We start from the raw sequence: 17,517 nt of genomic DNA, 5'->3' as shown, positions 1-17,517 counted from the left end.
GCCGGCGGGGGTACCGAGGACAGATCAGGCGCCGGAGGCGAGCGCCAGGTAAACGGCGGTGAAATCCGTGACGGCGATCAGTTCGGCGAGGGTCTCGATTTCGTCTCCTGGGTCCGGTTCCAGCTCGCTGATCGGCGTGTCGTTGCTGAGGGCCAGGTCACGGGCGGCCGGCGCGGCGGTGAGGCCGCCGAGCGGGCGGTCGCGGAGCAGCACCACGCGGGCGTGCAGGGCGGGGGTCTCCTCGACGCGGTCGCGGAAGAAGTCGTCCGGGTCGGCGCTGGCGGCCAGTGGGCCGGCGAGCAGGGCGCTGTGCGCGGCCAGCGCCTCGGGCAGTTCGGCGACGACCGCGGGGATGCCGGACAGCTCGGCGAGCCCGGCGGCGAAGCGGCGGCCGGCGGGGCCGGCGGAGACGCCTTCGGTCCAGATCACGGGCAGCGCGTCGGCGAGTTCGGCGGCGAGCGTCTTGGCCGGGTTGCTGTACGTCACGATGGCGGGCCCGCAGCGCTCCGCGATGTGGTCCAGCCGGTCGGCGGCCTTCTCCAGGGCATCGGGCGGGGCGGTCAGCAGGCCCACCCGGTCCAGGAGCGCGAGCAGCGGGGTGAGCAGCGCCCACAGCACGCCGGGGGCGGATCCGGCGAGGGGTTCGTCGTGGTCGTACGGCGCCGTCGCCATCGGTACGAACAGGCCGTGGGCGGCCTCGACGGCCTCGGCGAGCGGGGTGCGGGCCGGGGCCACGGCGACGACCGTGCAGCCGCGCCGGTAGGCCTGGTCGGCGAGCAGGGACAGGCTGGGCTCGGTGCCGTCCGGGGTGGCGATCAGCAGCAGGTCGACGGAGCCTGCCCAGCCGGGCAGCTCCCAGCGCAGGGCGCCGGCGGCCGGGGCCACGCCGGTGGGTGCCAGCCGGGTGACGGGACTGCCGGCGCCGGCGAGCGTGCCGAGCAGGTCGGCGGCGTGGGTGGCGGCGGCGCCCGGTCCGGCGATCAGGACGGCACGCGGGCGGCCGTCGGGCTTGAGGTCGCCCACGCCGGCCTCGGCGGCGTTCCGGGCGGCGGTGCGGATCCGGGCGCCGGCCTCGGCGGCTCCGCGAAGCAGTCCGCGGTGGTCGGCCTCGGCGAGCCCCCCGGGGTCGTCGAGCAGTGATTCGTCGAGCATGGGCGGCAGCCTCCGATCGGGCTCCGAACACCGGGTCGTCGGTTGTGGGGGCGGCGGACCACGTCCGTCCGGGGCGGCGGGCCTCCCGCGGACGGGTCCGTGCTACGCGGGGCGGCGGGCCTCGTCGACGAGCAGGACGGGGATGCCGTCGCGCACGGGGTACGCCAGGCCGCAGTCCTGGCCGGTGCAGATCAGCTCGGTGTCCTGCTCCTTGAGGGGGGCGTGGCAGGCCGGGCAGGCGAGGATCTCCAGGAGGCCGGCTTCGAGCGGCATGGGCGTTCCCTTCGGGGCGGGCGGGCGTGTGTGGTCGTACGGTCGTGCCTGGTCAGGGTACCGCCGGTGAGGGTGCGTGGCGGGGTCGGGCCGGGCCGTCGGGCCACGCCCGGGGTGGTCGGGAGTGGCCCTTACAGCGCCTCAGCCGCGGATGACGGCCAGGACCTCGTCCCTCACCTTGGCCATCGTGACCTCGTCGCGGGCCTCGGCGTTCAGCCTCAGGAGCGGTTCGGTGTTGGAGGGGCGGACGTTGAACCACCAGTCGGCGGCGGTGACCGTGAGGCCGTCGAGTTCGTCCAGGGTGACGTCGTCGCGGCCGGCGTACGCCGACTTGACGGCGACGAGGCGGGCGGTCTGGTCGTCGACCGTGGAGTTGATCTCGCCGGAGCCGACGTAGCGGTCGTACTGGGCCACGAGTGACGACAGGGGGCCGTCCTGACCGCCCAGGGCCGCGAGGACGTGCAGGGCGGCCAGCATGCCCGTGTCGGCGTTCCAGAAGTCCTTGAAGTAGTAGTGCGCGGAGTGCTCGCCGCCGAAGATCGCGCCCGTCCGCGCCATCTCGGCCTTGATGAAGGAGTGGCCCACGCGTGTGCGTGCGGGCGTGCCGCCGCTCTCCCTCACCACTTCCGGGACCGACCAGGAGGTGATGAGGTTGTGGATGATCACGCCCTTGCCGCCGTTCCTGGCCAGCTCGCGGGCGGCGACCAGCGCGGTGATCACAGACGGGGAGACCGGCTCGCCGTGCTCGTCGACGACGAAGCAGCGGTCGGCGTCGCCGTCGAAGGCGAGGCCGATGTCGGCGCCCTCGGCGCGGACCCGGTTTCGCAGGTCGACGAGGTTGGCCGGGTCCAGCGGGTTGGCCTCGTGGTTGGGGAAGGTGCCGTCCAGTTCGAAGTACATCGGCACGAGGTCGACGGGCAGCCCGGCGAGGACCGTCGGGACGGTGTGGCCGCCCATGCCGTTGCCCGCGTCGACGACGGCCTTCAGGGGGCGGATGGAGGTCAGGTCGACGAGGGAGCGCAGGTGTGCCGCGTAGTCGTCCAGCGTGTCGCGCTGCATGATCGTTCCTGGCCGGTCCGCGGGGTCCGGGGCGCCCGACTCCCGCCACTTCTCGGCCAGTTCGCGGATCTCCGCCAGGCCCGAGTCCTGGCCGACGGGAGCGGCGCCCGCGCGGCACATCTTGATGCCGTTGTACTGGGCCGGGTTGTGGGAGGCGGTGAACATCGCGCCCGGCAGGTTCAGGGCGCCCGAGGCGTAGTACAGCTGGTCCGTGGAGCACAGCCCGATCTCGGTGACGTCCACGCCGCGCCGCGCCGCCCCGCGCGCGAAGGCCCGGGTCAAGCCGGGCGAGGAGGGCCGCATGTCGTGCCCGGTCACGAGGGCGCTCGCGCCGGTCACCTGGGCGAAGGCCGCCCCGAAGAGTTCGGCCAGTGACTCGTCCCACTGGTCCGGGACCACTCCGCGTACGTCGTACGCCTTCACGATCTGCGACAGATCAGCAGCCACGGCCAACCCTTCTGGAGTCCTATCGGTCACCACAAGCTACCGGTGCCTGCTGACGGTGGTGGCGTCAGGGACCGAGCGCACGTCGTGGCGCAAGCGCTTGCACGGAACGCCATCGGGTGGCGAAGGGCCAGGAATGTTCGCGGCTGCCCGGCGATCAGTTGTCCGGCGAGCGGAGCACGCGCAGGTGGCCGCGGCGCGCGACCTCCATCGGGTCCGCCGTGCGCGGGCCGCCGCCTCCGGCCTCGGCCGCCCGCTTCTGGGGCCTGGCCGCCTCGCGCACGGCATTGGCAAGCGCTTCCAGATCGTCACCGCTGGGCCGCGCGGGAGCCGAGCCGTCGAGAAGGCGGACGACCTCCCAGCCGCGGGGGGCGGTGAGGCGCTCGGAGTGCTCGGCGCACAGGTCGTAGCAGTGGGGTTCGGCGTAGGTGGCGAGCGGGCCGAGGACGGCGGTGGAGTCGGCATAGACGTACGTCAGCGTCGCTACGGCAGGACGGCCGCAAGCGGTGCGCGAACAGCGACGTACAGGGCTCACGATGTTGGACGGTACCGCACTCTTGAGCGGGCCGCGACGACTCTCCATCAGGTCACTCCACCGTGTCGCGGAGTGAAACGCCCGGCACACACCTTCTGTCATACTTCGCTGACCTGCGCGGACGTCTCCTGTCGAAATTTCGAACAACCCTGGATCCGGTCACGACCGGGTACAAACGCCGTCAATTGCCTTGAGATCGACGGTCTTGGAGAGATACGGAATCGAGCCCAGTCCTGGCTGGAATGGTCACCGGACGGCAGACCGTCGAGGCCGGGCACGCGCGGGCGCCGGGGACTACCCTTCAGCAGTGATGGACAACCGTGTACCGCCCCGTGCCGCCGGCCCCGGGCCCCGACGACGTGATCGCCACGGCCGCGGCATGCGCGGCCCGATCGCACCGCCGCAGGTGCCGCTCGCGGCGAGCCGTGCCGAAGCGTTCGCGGACCTGGTGCAGGACTCCGTGGACCGCCTGGAGCGACGGTGGCCGCAGCTGGCCGACATCGACTTCCTCGTGCTGGAGGTGCCGCGGCTGGACCGGCCGGGACAGCCCTGGAGCGACGAGGCGGTGCCGCTCGGAGGCACGATCGCCTCGCAAGACGGGCGACGCGCGCGCGTGGTGGTCTACCGGCGGCCGGTGGAGATCCGCACCAAGGGGCGCGACGAGCGGGCCGCCCTGGTGCACGAGATCGTCGTCGAGCAGGTGGCCGAACTGCTGGGGCTGACCCCGGAGACGGTGGACCCCCGGTACGGCGAGGACTGAGCCGGGGGCGCCGTCCGGGGCGCCCGCCTCACTTCTGCAGCACCGACAGATCCTGGTCCGCCCGCGGCACCGCCACGGTCCCCCGGTCGTCCGGCAGTGTCTGGACCGTGAAGGCGGGGATGCCCACACGCGTCGCCTCGAGGGTCCGCGCCCCGTAGACCGGGCCGCCGGACAGGCGCTCCACCGTCAGGGCGTACGTCCCTTTCAGACCGGACGGCACCGGCGGGTCGATGTCCTGGGTGCTGCCCGCCTTGATCGTGTAGGTCTTCGACTCCGGTGCGCCGCCTCCGCTGCCCGCCGAGGCGGTGACCTTGACCTGCGCGGTGGCCGTGGGAGCGGTCAGCGAGAGCGTCGACCCCTTGGCGCTGTTGCCGGCCGAGGTCGCGCGCGTCTCGAGCGGGCTCGTCGCCGGGATGAACGCCGTCTCCTGCTTGTCGCCCTTGCCCCGGACGATCCGCAGCGCCGCGACCACGGGCACCGACTGCGAGGTCGGCGTCAGCACCAGCGAGCCCGCCTCCCCGCGCGTGATCTCACCGAGGTCGACGGCGGTCGTCATCCTGCCCTTGATGTGGACCGTCTCGTGCCCGGCGGGCGTGATCAGCCCGGACGGCGAGGCCAGCCGCACCTTCAGGTCGGCGTCGGAGTCTTCCGGCGTGAAGGCGACCAGCCGTACGGACGTGGCGTCCTTGGGGATGCCCGGCAGCACCAGGCTGCCCGCCGGGTCCGCGGACGCCGCCAGCCAGTCGCCGCCCAGTTTGTCGTCGAGGGCCTGCACGGCCGCACCGACCCGGCCGCTGCGCACGCTCACATGCACGGTGAGGTCCTCCTGCGGGGCATCGGCGAGCGTGGACAGCAGGACCGGTTCGCTGGAGTGCGGCGGAACGGTGATGCCCTCTCCGACGGCCGACTTCACGGCGCCGTCCTTGCCGTACAGCTCGATGTCGACGACGGCCGCGGAGTCGTCGGGGTTGGTCAGGTGGACGTAGTCGGAGCGGCCGGCGGCCGTGCTCGCGCCCGGGAACCAGAACTGGGTGTCCGGGGCGGTGCAGTTGACACCCAGCAGGCCGCGGCCGGTGCCCGCGGCGACCTCGGTGGTCTGCTGCATCGTCCAGCCGGGCGCGAACTTGCCCTCGGCCGTGCCGATCAGCGCGGGGGCGTCCGCGCCCGAGGTGTCGCCGGTGACGGGGGTGCCGGGCTCCTTGGGTTCCAGGACGGGCTTGACGGCCTGCTTCTTGCCGCCGTCACCGTCCTTGGCCTTGTCCTTCTCCTTGGAGCTGCCCTGGGAGCCGTCCTTCCCGCTGCCGGCGTCCGTCGCCGACTGCCCGGTGGCGGGCCGGAGTTGGGCCTTGCCCGTGCTGCCCGCGCCCTGGGTCGCAGGTGTGAAGGACGTGTACGAGGTGTCGGCGATGTCGGAGCTGCTCGGCGTCGGACAGACCAGGGTCGTGCGCTCGACGGGCAGTTGGGCAGCCGCCTTGGCGGGGCCGGCGCCCGCGGCGTCCGGTGTGTCCAGCGCGGCGAATCCGGTGACGGCGGCGAGCGCGGTCACGCCGGCGATCAGGGACAGGGTCGTGCGGTTCACTGCTGGCTCCCGTCGGGGCGCTCACTGCCGTTGCCGTGCGGGTGGTGCTGGGCCGGATCGTACGGCTCCTCGTACCCCTGGTGGTACGCCTGGTCGTACGGCGCCGAGGGGGCCTGGCCGCCGTACGCGTACGGGTCGTACTGACCGCTGTGGTACGGGTCGGCCGGGTACGCCTGGTCGTAGGCGCCCGCCGGGTACTGCTGGGGCTGGGTGCCCTGGTAGTGCTCGCCGCCGTAGGCGCCGTACTCGGCTCCGGCCCCCGCGTAGGCGGTGGTGTCCCACTCGCCGTAGGACTGCTGGTGCGGAACGGCGGCGGGAGCCTCCTCCTGGGAAGGCGGAGACATGGTCTCCGGTCCGTCCGGCCCCGGCTCGAAGTCCTCCTGCCCCTCCTGCCCCTCCTGGCCGGCCTCCTCGGCCTCCGCCTGGGCACGCAGCCGGCGGGCCCGGCGGCCCTCCCCGGCGACGGCCTGGGCTGGGACGAGCTCCTCCTCGGGCAGGTCGTCGTCGATGTCGCGGCGCCGGCCGGGCAGGGCGAGCACGACGAGGACGGCGGCGAGCGCGCCCTGGCCCCACAGCCAGGCGGTGTGGCCGATCGGGTCGTCGAAGGTGACGTCCAGCTTCCCGCCGGAGGCGGGGAGTTGGAAGCCCTGGGCCCAGCCGTCCACCGTCGTGCGGGTGAGCGGCTTTCCGTCCAGGGTGGCCGTCCAGCCCGCGTCGGCCGAGTCGGCCAGGCGCAGCACGCGGCCCTCGGCACCGGACGGGACCGTGGTGTGGATCTCGACCGGCCCGGCGGCGACCGGCTGGGCGGTGCCGGAGCCGGAGGCGGGCACGATGGCGGCGCGCGAGACCTCCTGGTTCACCCGCCACAGGGCGCTGCCGTCCTGCTGGCTGAGCCGGGTCAGGCCGGGCGTGGCGTCCAGGACGCGGCCGACCTCGCGGGGCGCGCCCTTGTGGACGAGGACGTAGCGCACGGCGAAGCCGCCGAGCTGGCCCGCCTGGTCGGCGCCGGAGCCGGCGACGAGGTTGGCGACGACCTTGTCGAGCGTGCTGTTCCCGCCGTTCGCCGCGGCCAGTTCGGCATCGCCCATGCGGGCGCCGGAGCCACGGACGAGCATGTAGCCGACGTGGCCGGGCGAGTCGCTGTCGAGGACCAGGGTGCGGGCCTGGTCGCGAGTGCTGCTCTCCTCGGCGACGAACGCGGGCACCTGCACGGGGTCGCGCCGCTGAACGGGGCCGTCGGCGCCGCGGATCATCCAGCCGGCGATGACGAGCAAGGGGCCCGCGGCCGAGGCGAAGGCGATCAGCGCGGCGACCGGCTGGCGCCAGCCGAAACTCTGCTCGGCCACGCGCGCGCGTGCCCCGTCGGCACCGAGCACGGCGGCGGTCAGGAGCGCGAGGCCGTAGACGAGGGTGGCCGGGCCGGCCCAGGTGGAGCCGTTGGACAGCACCGCGAAGACGAGCGCCACCAGGGCGACCGCCCAGGCCGTCCAGATCGCGAACTGGCGCTCGGCGCGCAGCAGCGCGGCCAGCGCGGCCAGGACGATGCCGATGAGCATCAGTCCGTGCACCGTGCCGGGGCCGCCCGGGCCGGCGCCGAGCAGGTCGAGGGCGGAGGCGGCCGAGGAGCCGTACTCCAGCCCGGCCTCCTGGAAGAAGCCGAACGGCAGCAGCGTCAGCGACCAGGGGGCGAGGACCAGCAGCGGAGTGCCCAACTGGGCCAGGAAGCGCGGTGCGTACGCCACGATGTCGTCGCGGCGTACGGCCAGCACGCCGAGGCCGAGGAGGAACGCGAGGGGCCACACGATGGGCGTGAACGCGGTGGTGACGGTCAGCAGCAGGGCGTACGCCCAGGTGGCGCGCCAACTGCCGCGGGCACCGGACGCGTTGGCCAGGCCGCCGGCCGCGATGCCCGCGCGGGCGATGAGCGGCAGCAGCACGGCCAGGACCGCGGTACCGATGCGGCCGCCGGCCAGCGCGCCGGTGGTCGCGGGCAGGAAGGCGTAGACGACGGCCGCCCAGGCGCGCAGCAGGCGCGAGGGGACGAGCGGGCGGGAGGCGAAGTACGCCGTGAATCCGGCCAGCGGCACCGAGGCGACCAGCAGGACGGTGACCGCGAGGCCGGTCGAGCCCAGCAGCAGGGAGGCCAGCATCGCGACCATCGCCAGGTACGGCGGCGCGGACGGGGTGCCGCCGGCGCCGACCGGGTGCCAGGAGTCGAGGTAGCGCGACCACAGCTCGGAGGAGCCGGCCGGGGCGGGCAGCAGGGCACCGCCCGCGAGCGCGCCGCCGCCGAGCAGGCCGCGGCAGGCGACCAGGGAGACGATCAGCAGCATCAGGAAGAGCACCGGGCCGGGTTTGCGGGCGATGCGCTTGAGGCGGGCGAACTGCTCGATCTCCAGGTAGTCGGCGTCCTCGCCGCCGGGCCCGGACTCGACCGCGCCGCCGTGCCGGCCGGCCGAGGAGACCTCGGGGTCGGAGCGGCCGACGAGGTTGCTCGCGACCTGTTCGACCGTGGCGCGGACGGTGGCGCCCGGCGGTGGGAACAGCGGCCGCATCTCGCCCTTGTCGACCTGCGGCTTCCCGCGTCTGCGCCGGCCGGCGACGATCCGCTCGGGCCGCAGGAGTGTGCCCATCAGGCCGCGGATCTCGTCGACGGCCTGCCCCGGTACCTTGCCGACGAGATAGGCGACCGTCCGCAGCAGGGTGCCGAGCACGAGTCTCAGCAGCACCCAGGGCAGCGCTGCCGTGCGGACGTTGACGAGCAGGGTGTGGACGGCGCCGGCCTTGTCCACCTTGTGCGGGGACGCGGCGGTGCGGCCGGCGCAGTCGACGGTGCGGCGCTCGCGGGAGGCGGCTTCGGCGTGTCGTACGACGGCGTCGGGGGCGATCAGGACGCGGTGGCCGGCGGCGTTGGCGCGCCAGCACAGGTCGACGTCGTCGCGCATCAGGGGCAGCCTGCGGTCGAACCCGCCCAGCTCCTCGAAGACGTCACGCCGGATCAGCATTCCGGCGGTGGACACCGACAGCACGGGCCGTACGTGGTCGTGCTGGCCCTGGTCCTGTTCACGGCGGTCCAGACCGGTCCAACGGCGGCCGGAGTTGGCGATGCTGACGCCCACTTCGAGCAGCTGCCTGCGGTCGTACCAGCCGCGCAGCTTGGGGCCGACGATCGCCACGTCGTCGCGGCCGAGTTCGTACTCGTTGTCGACGACCCGCAGCAGCTGGGCCAGGGCGTCGGGTTCGGGGGCGCAGTCGTCGTGCAGCAGCCACAGCCACTGCACCGGCTCTCCGTACGGCAGCTCGGGCAGGTCGTAGGCGTCGTCGCGCCATGTGCGCGTGACGGGGTCCCAGCCGCTGGGGCGCTTGAGGTACGGCAGGTCGTCCGGGGTGAGGACCGGGGCGGCGTGGATGGCCTCCTCGACGGCCTGGCCGAAGCCGGTGCGCCGGGCCAGGTGCAGCACGCGGTCGGCGCCGAGGACGTCGGTGACCACCTGCGCGGAGTCGTCCGCACTGCCGGTGTCGGCCGCTACGGCGTACTGTACGGGGCGCTCCTGGCCGAGCAGGCCGGCGAGCGCGTCGGGCAGCCAGCGGGCGCCGTCGTGGGAGACGAGCACGGCGGTGACGACGTGCCTCGGGTATTCCGGCGCGCGGCTCGGGTCGGACGCCGTCGCGCGCGCGGGGTCGGACGGCGCTGCGGCAGCGACGTCGTAGTGGGCTGCCGTATGGCTGTGCACGGACATCGAGATACGGCCCCGGTTCGGTGGACTGCGGTGGACGCCTGTGCCCGGGGGGGCAGGGGGGCGTCTCGGACGAGCGACCACACTATCGGCTGGCCAGGACGACGGCCCGCCGCCTGTGGATAACCCACCTGCGACGGGCCGTTCGTGACGTTTGTATGGGGATGTGCGCCGGGCGTGCGGTCAGACGGCCGCCTTCTTCAGCCGGCGCCGCTCACGCTCGGACAGGCCGCCCCAGATGCCGAAGCGCTCGTCGTTGGCGAGGGCGTACTCGAGGCACTCGGAGCGGACCTCGCAGGCGAGGCAGACCTTCTTGGCCTCGCGGGTGGAGCCGCCCTTCTCGGGGAAGAAGGACTCGGGGTCGGTCTGGGCGCACAGCGCGCGCTCCTGCCAGCCGAGTTCCTCGTCCGCGTCGTCGACCAGCAGTTGCTGCACCAGCTCGGTCATGTGCGCCCCTCGTCTGTCTTTCGCGTCCCCGTGATGCAGCCGTTACCTGTCCCGGCTGAACGACACGAGTGAAATTACAAGTGTGCTGCTCCGGGCGAGTCAAGCCGAGATCTGCTATTGGGCCCCTTATTCACTCTCCGGAACCAAGCCTCTCCAGAAAGTGTTCAAATCAACTTAAACCCAGACACACAGCCAAGGTCCCGAGGGCTTCGCACCCCTGTACGGGGCCCACACAGGGAAGGACGCCCAGGGCTTCGATCTCGTTCCGACACGCACACCGAAGCGGCCCGGATCACGGTCGGATCACGGAATCGCAACGGCGCTTGCGCGCCCGGCATGTGCCCCATGTGTCCCGGTCGGCCCATGAGCAAACCTTTCACCTGCGAGATGAACCGGATGAGGTGAAACATGTCCCACATTCCGGGCGTCGAGTTGACAGTGGAGGTGTGAACCGCTGTCCTAGTGGGCATGCTCGCGAATCCGGCACTCACCACGACCCGCACCGCCGGGTCCCTCGGTGCTGCCCGCGCTCGCTGTAGCTGTTGCTGTTCCGGCTGTTGAGCCCCACACGCGCACGCGTGCTCCAGCCGTCGCCCGAGTCCCTCTGCGCTCGACGCCCGTTCCCCTCGACCTCCTTTCACCTTTCACCGAGGAACCCCCACCCTCATGAACAGCGACAGCGACCTTCAGATCGCCGGCGACATCCTCGAAGTCCCGCACCTGCTCCAGGCCCCGCGCGAGCACCCGGCCACCGTGGCCGAGTTCGTCGGCCTGGCCCGCTCCATCGCCGCCGACCGCACCCACTGGGAGCATCTCGTCCGCTACGACGCGACGACCCGCTGGTACCACCGGCTGCGCACCGGCCCGGGCTACGAGGTGTGGCTGTTGTCCTGGGTGCCCGGGCAGGGCAGCGGACTGCACGGCCACGGCCCCTCCTCCGGTGTCCTCACGGTCCTGGACGGCGAGCTGACCGAGCGCACCGAGCGCGGCACGCGCGCGTTGGGCGGCGGCGCGCAGCGCGTGTTCGCGCCGGGGTACGCGCACGAGGTCGTCAACGACACGCTGGAGCCGGCGGTCAGCCTGCACGTGTACTTCCCCGGCCTGACCGAGATGCCCATGCACCCCCGGTCCTCGGCCGGAGGCGCCCGCACCGCCGCCCGGTACGCCGGGGCCTGCACGGGCCCGGTGGACGCCGTCGGCGCCTGAGGCCCGCCGGGGGACCTGCCCGGACGAGCAGGTGCCGGAACGGCGGGCACGTGCCACGTTGTCGTACCCGCCTGCAAGACTTGACCCCATGCGCATTGTGGTTCTGGCAGGCGGCATCGGTGGTGCCCGGTTCCTGCGCGGTCTGAAGCGGGCCGTGCCGGACGCGGACGTCACGGTCATCGGCAACACCGGCGACGACATCCACCTCTACGGGCTGAAGGTCTGCCCGGACCTGGACACGGTGATGTACACGCTCGGCGGCGGCATCAACGAGGAGCAGGGCTGGGGTCGGGCCGACGAGACCTTCCATCTCAAGGAGGAGCTCGCGGCGTACGGCGTGGGACCGAACTGGTTCGGCCTCGGCGACCGGGACTTCGCCACGCACATCGTGCGCACCCAGATGATCGGCGCCGGGTATCCGCTGAGCGCGGTCACCGAGGCGTTGTGCGACCGGTGGAAGCCGGGGGTGCGGCTCATCCCCATGACCGACGACCGCGTGGAGACGCACGTCGCCGTCGAGCTGGACGGTGAGCGCAAGGCGGTGCACTTCCAGGAGTACTGGGTGCGGCTGCGGGCGTCGGTGCCGGCCGGGGCGGTCGTGCCGGTCGGCGCGGAACAGGCGAAGCCGGCGCCCGGGGTGCTGGAGGCGATTTCCGAGGCGGACGTGATCCTCTTCCCGCCGTCCAACCCCGTCGTCTCCGTCGGCACGATCCTCGCGGTGCCCGGTATCCGGGAGGCCGTCGCCGACGCCGGGGTACCGGTGATCGGACTGTCCCCCATCGTCGGCGACGCGCCCGTGCGCGGCATGGCCGACAAGGTCCTCGCGGCGGTCGGCGTGGAGTCCACGGCCGCGGCGGTGGCCGAGCACTACGGCTCGGGACTGCTGGACGGCTGGCTCGTCGACACCGTCGACGCGGCCTCGGTGGAGCGGGTCGAGGCGGCCGGCATCCGGTGCCGGGCGGTGCCGCTGATGATGACCGACGTCGACGCCGCCGCCCGGATGGCACGGGAGGCGCTGGTGCTGGCCGAGGAGGTGCGGGGAGCATGAGCGGCGCGACGGCGCACGCGCGGGCGGACGCGTCCGCCCCGGAGTTCCGGGTCTGGGCGATTGCCGGGATTCCCGAGGTGCAGCAGGGCGACGACCTGGCGAAGCTGATCGCCGCCGCGGAACCCGCTCTGGCCGACGGGGACGTGCTCCTCGTCACCTCGAAGATCGTCTCCAAGGCGGAGGGCCGGATCGTCGAGGCGGTCGACCGGGAAGCCGCGATCGACGCGGAGACCGTACGGGTCGTGGCCCGGCGCGGGCCGCTGCGGATCGTGGAGAACCGGCAGGGGCTGGTCATGGCCGCCGCCGGAGTCGACGCCTCCAACACCCCTTCCGGCACGGTGCTGTTGCTGCCCGAGGACCCGGACGCGTCCGCGCGCGCCATCCGGGACGGCCTGCGCGACGCCCTCGGGGTCACGGTCGGGGTGCTCGTCACCGACACCTTCGGGCGACCCTGGCGCGCCGGGCTCACGGATGTCGCCATCGGCGCCGCGGGCGTACGCGCGCTGGACGATCTGCGCGGTGGCACGGACGCGCACGGCAATCCGCTGAGCGCCACCGTCGTCGCCACCGCCGACGAACTCGCCGCCGCGGGCGACCTGGTCAAGGGCAAGGCCGCCGGGCTGCCCATCGCCGTGGTGCGCGGGCTGGGGCACGTGGTGACCGAGGAACACGGGGAGGGAGCACGGGCCATGGTGCGGGACGCGCGCGACGACATGTTCCGGCTCGGGACCTCCGAGGCCGTACGGGAGGCGGTGACCCAGCGGCGTACCGTACGGTCCTTCACCGACGAGCCGGTCGACCCGGGCGCGGTACGGCGCGCGGTGGCCGCGGCGGTGACCGCGCCCGCGCCGCACCACACCACGCCGTGGCGGTTCGTGCTGCTGGAGTCGGTGGAGTCGCGGACGCGTCTGCTGGATGCGATGCGGGACGCCTGGATCGCCGACCTGCGGCGGGACGGCAGGGGCGAGGAGTCGATCGCCAAGCGGATCCGGCGCGGGGACGTGCTGCGCAACGCGCCCTACCTGGTGGTGCCGTGCCTCGTCATGGACGGCTCGCACGTGTACGGCGACGAGCGGCGGGACGGTGCCGAGCGGGAGATGTTCGTGGTCGCCGCCGGGGCCGGGGTGCAGAACTTCCTGGTCGCGCTGGCCGGGGAGCGGCTCGGCTCGGCGTGGGTGTCCTCGACGATGTTCTGCCGGGACGTGGTGCGCGAGGTGCTGGGGCTGCCGGAGGACTGGGATCCGATGGGGGCGGTCGCGGTCGGGCATCCGGCCGGGCCGCCGAAGCCGCGGCCGGAGCGGGACGCGGGGGCGTTCGTGGTCTCGCTGTGACCGCTTCGTCCGCATGACCGCCTAGGCTCGTAGAGCTTCTTCGGTACCTTCGGCCCTCCTGGATCTCCTTCATGGCAGGACGTTTCGCTCCGCGGCCCACGCTCCCCCACAGCCTTGACGGCGCGGGAGGGGCCCCCATGCCCGTGCGCGGTGGGCAGGTCGACGCGCCCGGGAGCGCGTCCGCGGGGGTGCCGCAGCAGACCGTCGCGCCGGGGCGGGTGCGGACGTGGGTGCCGGACGGGCCGCTGGACCTGGGGCTGGTGCTCGGGCCGCTGCGGCGGGGGCCCGGCGATCCCACGTTCCGGGCGATGCCCGACGGGTCGGTGTGGCGGGCCAGCCGGACGCCGCTCGGGCCCGGGACGCTGCGGGTGTCCGCGAGCGGCGGGCAGGTGCGCGGGGAGGCGTGGGGGCCGGGAGCCGAGTGGCTGCTGGAGCAGTTGCCCGAGCTGCTCGGGGCCGCCGACGACCCGTCCCTGTTCGAGCCGCGGCACCGGTTGCTGGCGCTGACGCGGCACCGGCGGCCGGGGTTGCGGCTGACGCGGACCGGGCTGGTGCTGGAGTCGTTGATCCCGTCGGTCCTGGAACAGAAGGTGACGACGGTCGAGGCGTACGCGGCGTGGCGGGTGCTCGTACGGAAGTACGGGGAGCCGGCACCGGGACCCGCTCCCGGGCGGATGTACGTCATGCCGGCGCCGCGGACCTGGGCGCTGATTCCGTCGTGGGAGTGGCACCGGGCCGGGGTCGACGACAAGCGGGCGTCTACGGTGCTGCGGGCGGTGCGGGTCGCCGCGCGGCTGGAGGAGGCGGTGCGGATGCCTCCGGCGGTGGCGCAGGAACGGTTGGAGCTGGTGTCCGGGATCGGGCCGTGGACGTCGGCGGAGACCGTGCAGCGCAGTCATGGTGCGGCGGACGCGGTGACGGTCGGGGATCTGCATCTGCCGGGGATCGTGGGGTTCGCGCTGGCGGGGCATCGGGGGGCCGATGACGCGGAGATGCTGCGCTTGCTCGAGCCGTATGCGGGACAGCGGCATCGGGCTGCTCGGTTGATTCTGTTGAGCGGGCGGGCGCCGGGGCGGCGGGGGCCGCGGAGGCCGACGGGGGACATCGGGCGGCTCTGAGGTGCGCGGCGGTTGAGGTGGGCGGCTGGGACAGCTGACTCGGATTGACAGATGACCCTGGGCTGTGGGTGCCGCCGCGCCCACCCTCCCCCAAGCTCTCGGCTCCGCTCGAGCAGGGGGACCCCAGCGCCCCAGCGGCACGACTGCCCGCAGCTACGGCGGCACGACCGCCCGCAGCTACGGAGCTGCGTACCTCCGTGTCTACTGGTCCGAGGAGAATCTCACCGCGCCCGCCGGGATGCGGGCGTCGCACCAGATTCTTACGCCCTCCCTCAGTTCGTTGTCGGCGCCCACCACCGCGCCGTCGCCGATCACGGTGCCGGTGAGGACGGAGCGGGTGCCGATGCGGGCCTGGGTGCCGATGAGGGAGTCGGTGACGACGGCGCCGGGCTCGATGACGGCGCCGGGCAGGATCGTGCTGCCGAAGACCCGCGCGCCCTCGGCGACGAACGCGCCCTCGCCGACCACCGTGCCGCCGGTCAGCTTGGCGTCGGGGGCGACGACGGCCGTGGGCAGGATCAGGCGGTCGCCGCAGCGGCCGGGGACCGCCGGGGAGGGGGCGCGGCCGAGGACCAGGTCGGCGGAGCCGCGTACGAAGGCGGCGGGAGTGCCGAGGTCCAGCCAGTAGGTGGAGTCCACCATGCCCTGCAGGTGGGCCCCGGCGGACAGCAGGTCCGGGAAGGTCTCGCGCTCCACCGACACCGGGCGGCCCCGCGGGATGGTGTCGATGACCGAGCGGCGGAAGACGTACGCCCCCGCGTTGATCTGGTCGGTGACGATCTCCTCGGGGGTCTGCGGCTTCTCCAGGAAGGCCAGGACGCGGCCCGTGTCGTCCGTCGGGACCAGGCCGTAGGCACGGGGGTCCGTCACCTTCGTCAGGTGCAGGGAGACGTCCGCGCCCGTCTCCTCGTGCGTGCGCACCAGCGCCCCGATGTCCAGCCCGGTGAGGATGTCGCCGTTGAAGACCAGGACCGGTTCGTCGGGACCGGAGCGCAGGCGCGAGGCGACGTTGCGGATGGCGCCGCCCGTGCCCAGGGGCTCCTCCTCCGTGACGTACTCGAGGTGGAGTCCGAGTGAGGAGCCGTCGCCGAAGTACGGCTCGAAGACCTCGGCCAGATAGGAGGTGGCGAGCACGATGTGCTCGACGCCCGCCGCTCTCGCCCGCGCCAGCTGGTGCGTGAGGAACGGCACCCCCGCCGCCCGCACCATGGGCTTGGGGGTGTGCACCGTGAGCGGGCGCAGCCGGGTGCCCTTGCCGCCGACCAGAAGGATCGCTTCTGTCACCTGTCGTCTCTGCTTCCTGCCGGGACCGGCCGATCAGTCCTCGGCCGGCCAGTGTATGCAGACGCGCTCGTGCAGCCTTGTGGAGCCCTGTCCGGTCCTCCGGCCCCCCTCAGCGGCCCTGGTAGCGCGCCGCCGACGAGCGGGCCGTGCCGAGCTTGCCGTAGAGCTGCCGGCCGGGGCAGTCGGTCGAGAAGCCGTCCCGGTGGCCGGAGATCACGTTCAGGCGTACGCTCTTTCCTTTTTGGTAGAGGTTGCCACCGCCGGACGTCAGATATGTTTTTCCGCGCGGATTCATCCCGTACAGGCCGAGCTTCCATGCCGCCAGCCGCGCCACGGCCGTCACGGCGGCCGACGACGGCTTGGACCTGCCGTAGGAGCCGATGACGGCGATTCCCACGCTGTTGGTGTTGAACCCCAGGGTGTGGGCGCCCAGCACCGCCTTCGCCACACCACCGGCGCGGCCCTCGTAGATGTTGCCGCACTTGTCGACGAGGAAGTTGTAGCCGATGTCGCGCCAGCCCACGCTCTTGACGTGGTAGCGGTAGATGCTGCGGATGACCGACGGGGCCTGCGCGCAGCCGTAGTTGTTGCCCGAGGAGGTGTGGTGGACGAACGCCGCCTTGACCTTCTTGGTGTAGACGAACCCCCGGCCGCGCAGCGACTCGTCCGCGCCCCAGCCGCGGCGCGTGACGATGCGCGGGCGCGGTCCGATGTACGGCTGTGCGCGCCGGCGTTCCGTCAGTTCGTCGCCGTGCAGGGCGAGCAGTTCGCGTTCGGTGTCCTCGCGGTCGAGCGCGGGGATCTCGGTGGCGCCGAGCGGGGCGAGCCGGGCGTTGGCCGCGGAGGCCGCGGTGGCCTCCTCGCTCGGTTCGCCGGTGTGTGAGGCGTCGGCCCGGGGGTCCTGCGGCGGGGGCTCGTCGCCCGGGTCGACGAGTTCGAGGCGCAGGCCGGAGGGCAGCGTGATCGGCGGGGCGGCGGCACCCCCGTCGCGGTCCCCGGTGTCCACGCGCACGCGTACGTCGACGCCGTCGGACTCGCCCACCCACAGCGGTGCGGTGGCGCCGTGCACGAGCCCGGAGGTGCGCTCGGCCGTGCCGGGGTCGGCGCCGTGGTCGGCGTTGTGGGTGTCGACGTCCTGCCAGTGGGACCAGGTGCCGGTGGCGGTGGAGCGGGTGCGGATCCGGACACTGCCGTGCAGCTCGGTGTCCGGGTCGTCCCAGACGACGCCGACCAGTGAGAAGTGGTGGACGTCCGTGCGGCGCAGTCCCTGTTCGACGGCGGCGCCGCGGGCGCGGTCGCGGATGAGCGGGAGGAGAGGCAGGGACTGGGTGCTGCCGGGTACGGCCGACGGCCCGGTGGCCGACGTCGGTCTCGCCGTGGCCGCGGCGACGGGAAGGCCCGGCGCGAGGGTGAGGATGAGGGCGGCCGTACAGGTGACACCGATCGAGGACGCCAGGAATCCGTATCGACGCATACCCCTGACCTTGGACATGATCATACAAATCTGTCCATCGGGGAATTGACGGGCCGTCGGCCACGGTTGG

The 17,517-nt window shown here is 73.2% G+C and carries 14 protein-coding genes; 5 read left to right on the top strand and 9 right to left on the bottom strand.

The features are described 5' to 3' along the window. Positions 1-24: 24 nt before the first annotated feature. The 4 genes from ACX25U_RS22110 to ACX25U_RS22095 form a co-directional block, all read right to left on the bottom strand. On the bottom strand, positions 25-1,152 hold the full coding sequence (locus tag ACX25U_RS22110) for an SIS domain-containing protein (RefSeq protein WP_454382533.1): 1,128 nt from the start codon (positions 1,150-1,152) through the stop codon (positions 25-27). 102 nt (positions 1,153-1,254) lie between these two features. Beyond that, entirely contained in the window at positions 1,255-1,425 is a 171-nt protein-coding gene (locus ACX25U_RS22105) for a Trm112 family protein (RefSeq protein WP_007382472.1), read from the bottom strand. Between the two features lie 141 nt (positions 1,426-1,566). Beyond that, a complete protein-coding gene (locus ACX25U_RS22100) occupies positions 1,567-2,931 on the bottom strand; it encodes a phosphomannomutase/phosphoglucomutase (RefSeq protein WP_454382531.1) in 1,365 nt (454 codons plus the stop codon). A gap of 154 nt (positions 2,932-3,085) precedes the next feature. Next, positions 3,086-3,511 carry a DUF3499 domain-containing protein gene (locus ACX25U_RS22095; protein WP_073949633.1) on the bottom strand — a complete coding sequence of 142 codons (426 nt, stop codon included), beginning with the start codon at positions 3,509-3,511 and terminating at the stop codon, positions 3,086-3,088. A 262-nt stretch (positions 3,512-3,773) separates the two neighbouring features. Between ACX25U_RS22095 and ACX25U_RS22090 the strand changes: the two genes are divergently transcribed. Continuing rightward, on the top strand, positions 3,774-4,223 hold the full coding sequence (locus ACX25U_RS22090; protein ID WP_454394429.1) for a metallopeptidase family protein: 450 nt from the start codon (positions 3,774-3,776) through the stop codon (positions 4,221-4,223). A 28-nt stretch (positions 4,224-4,251) separates the two neighbouring features. On the opposite strand, the gene ACX25U_RS22085 is transcribed toward ACX25U_RS22090, so the two are convergent. The 3 genes from ACX25U_RS22085 to ACX25U_RS22075 all read right to left on the bottom strand — a co-directional run bounded on the left by ACX25U_RS22085 (position 4,252) and on the right by ACX25U_RS22075 (position 9,986). Next, positions 4,252-5,802, bottom strand: coding sequence for a DUF5719 family protein (locus ACX25U_RS22085; RefSeq protein ID WP_454382529.1), 1,551 nt, complete (start codon positions 5,800-5,802; stop codon positions 4,252-4,254). Continuing rightward, the gene (locus ACX25U_RS22080) at positions 5,799-9,542 is read right to left on the bottom strand and encodes a glycosyltransferase (protein WP_454382527.1); all 3,744 of its coding nucleotides are present in this window, start codon (positions 9,540-9,542) and stop codon (positions 5,799-5,801) included. Before ACX25U_RS22080 ends, ACX25U_RS22085 begins: the two co-directional genes overlap by 4 nt. A gap of 180 nt (positions 9,543-9,722) precedes the next feature. Further along, positions 9,723-9,986, bottom strand: coding sequence for a WhiB family transcriptional regulator (locus ACX25U_RS22075; RefSeq protein WP_003975777.1), 264 nt, complete (start codon positions 9,984-9,986; stop codon positions 9,723-9,725). Positions 9,987-10,652: 666 nt separating this feature from the next. Between ACX25U_RS22075 and ACX25U_RS22070 the strand changes: the two genes are divergently transcribed. The 4 genes from ACX25U_RS22070 to ACX25U_RS22055 all read left to right on the top strand — a co-directional run bounded on the left by ACX25U_RS22070 (position 10,653) and on the right by ACX25U_RS22055 (position 14,689). After that, on the top strand, positions 10,653-11,192 hold the full coding sequence (locus ACX25U_RS22070; RefSeq protein WP_454382525.1) for a cysteine dioxygenase: 540 nt from the start codon (positions 10,653-10,655) through the stop codon (positions 11,190-11,192). Between the two features lie 88 nt (positions 11,193-11,280). Beyond that, on the top strand, positions 11,281-12,240 hold the full coding sequence (gene cofD, locus ACX25U_RS22065) for a 2-phospho-L-lactate transferase (RefSeq protein ID WP_454382523.1): 960 nt from the start codon (positions 11,281-11,283) through the stop codon (positions 12,238-12,240). Beyond that, on the top strand, positions 12,237-13,571 hold the full coding sequence (locus tag ACX25U_RS22060; RefSeq protein ID WP_454382521.1) for a coenzyme F420-0:L-glutamate ligase: 1,335 nt from the start codon (positions 12,237-12,239) through the stop codon (positions 13,569-13,571). Before cofD ends, ACX25U_RS22060 begins: the two co-directional genes overlap by 4 nt. A gap of 71 nt (positions 13,572-13,642) precedes the next feature. Continuing rightward, positions 13,643-14,689 carry a DNA-3-methyladenine glycosylase family protein gene (locus ACX25U_RS22055; protein ID WP_454382519.1) on the top strand — a complete coding sequence of 349 codons (1,047 nt, stop codon included), beginning with the start codon at positions 13,643-13,645 and terminating at the stop codon, positions 14,687-14,689. Between the two features lie 201 nt (positions 14,690-14,890). Here ACX25U_RS22055 and manB read toward each other — a convergent pair whose 3' ends face one another. Together manB and ACX25U_RS22045 are read right to left on the bottom strand one after the other, a co-directional pair. Beyond that, complete coding sequence (gene manB / locus ACX25U_RS22050; RefSeq protein ID WP_454382517.1) at positions 14,891-15,973, bottom strand: mannose-1-phosphate guanylyltransferase; 1,083 nt, start codon at positions 15,971-15,973, stop codon at positions 14,891-14,893. A 109-nt stretch (positions 15,974-16,082) separates the two neighbouring features. After that, the gene (locus tag ACX25U_RS22045) at positions 16,083-17,465 is read right to left on the bottom strand and encodes a peptidoglycan recognition protein family protein (protein ID WP_454382515.1); all 1,383 of its coding nucleotides are present in this window, start codon (positions 17,463-17,465) and stop codon (positions 16,083-16,085) included. Positions 17,466-17,517 lie beyond the last annotated feature (52 nt).

It is taken from the genome of Streptomyces sp. JNUCC 63, assembly GCF_054366325.1.
This window is presented reverse-complemented; position numbering and strand designations above follow the sequence as displayed.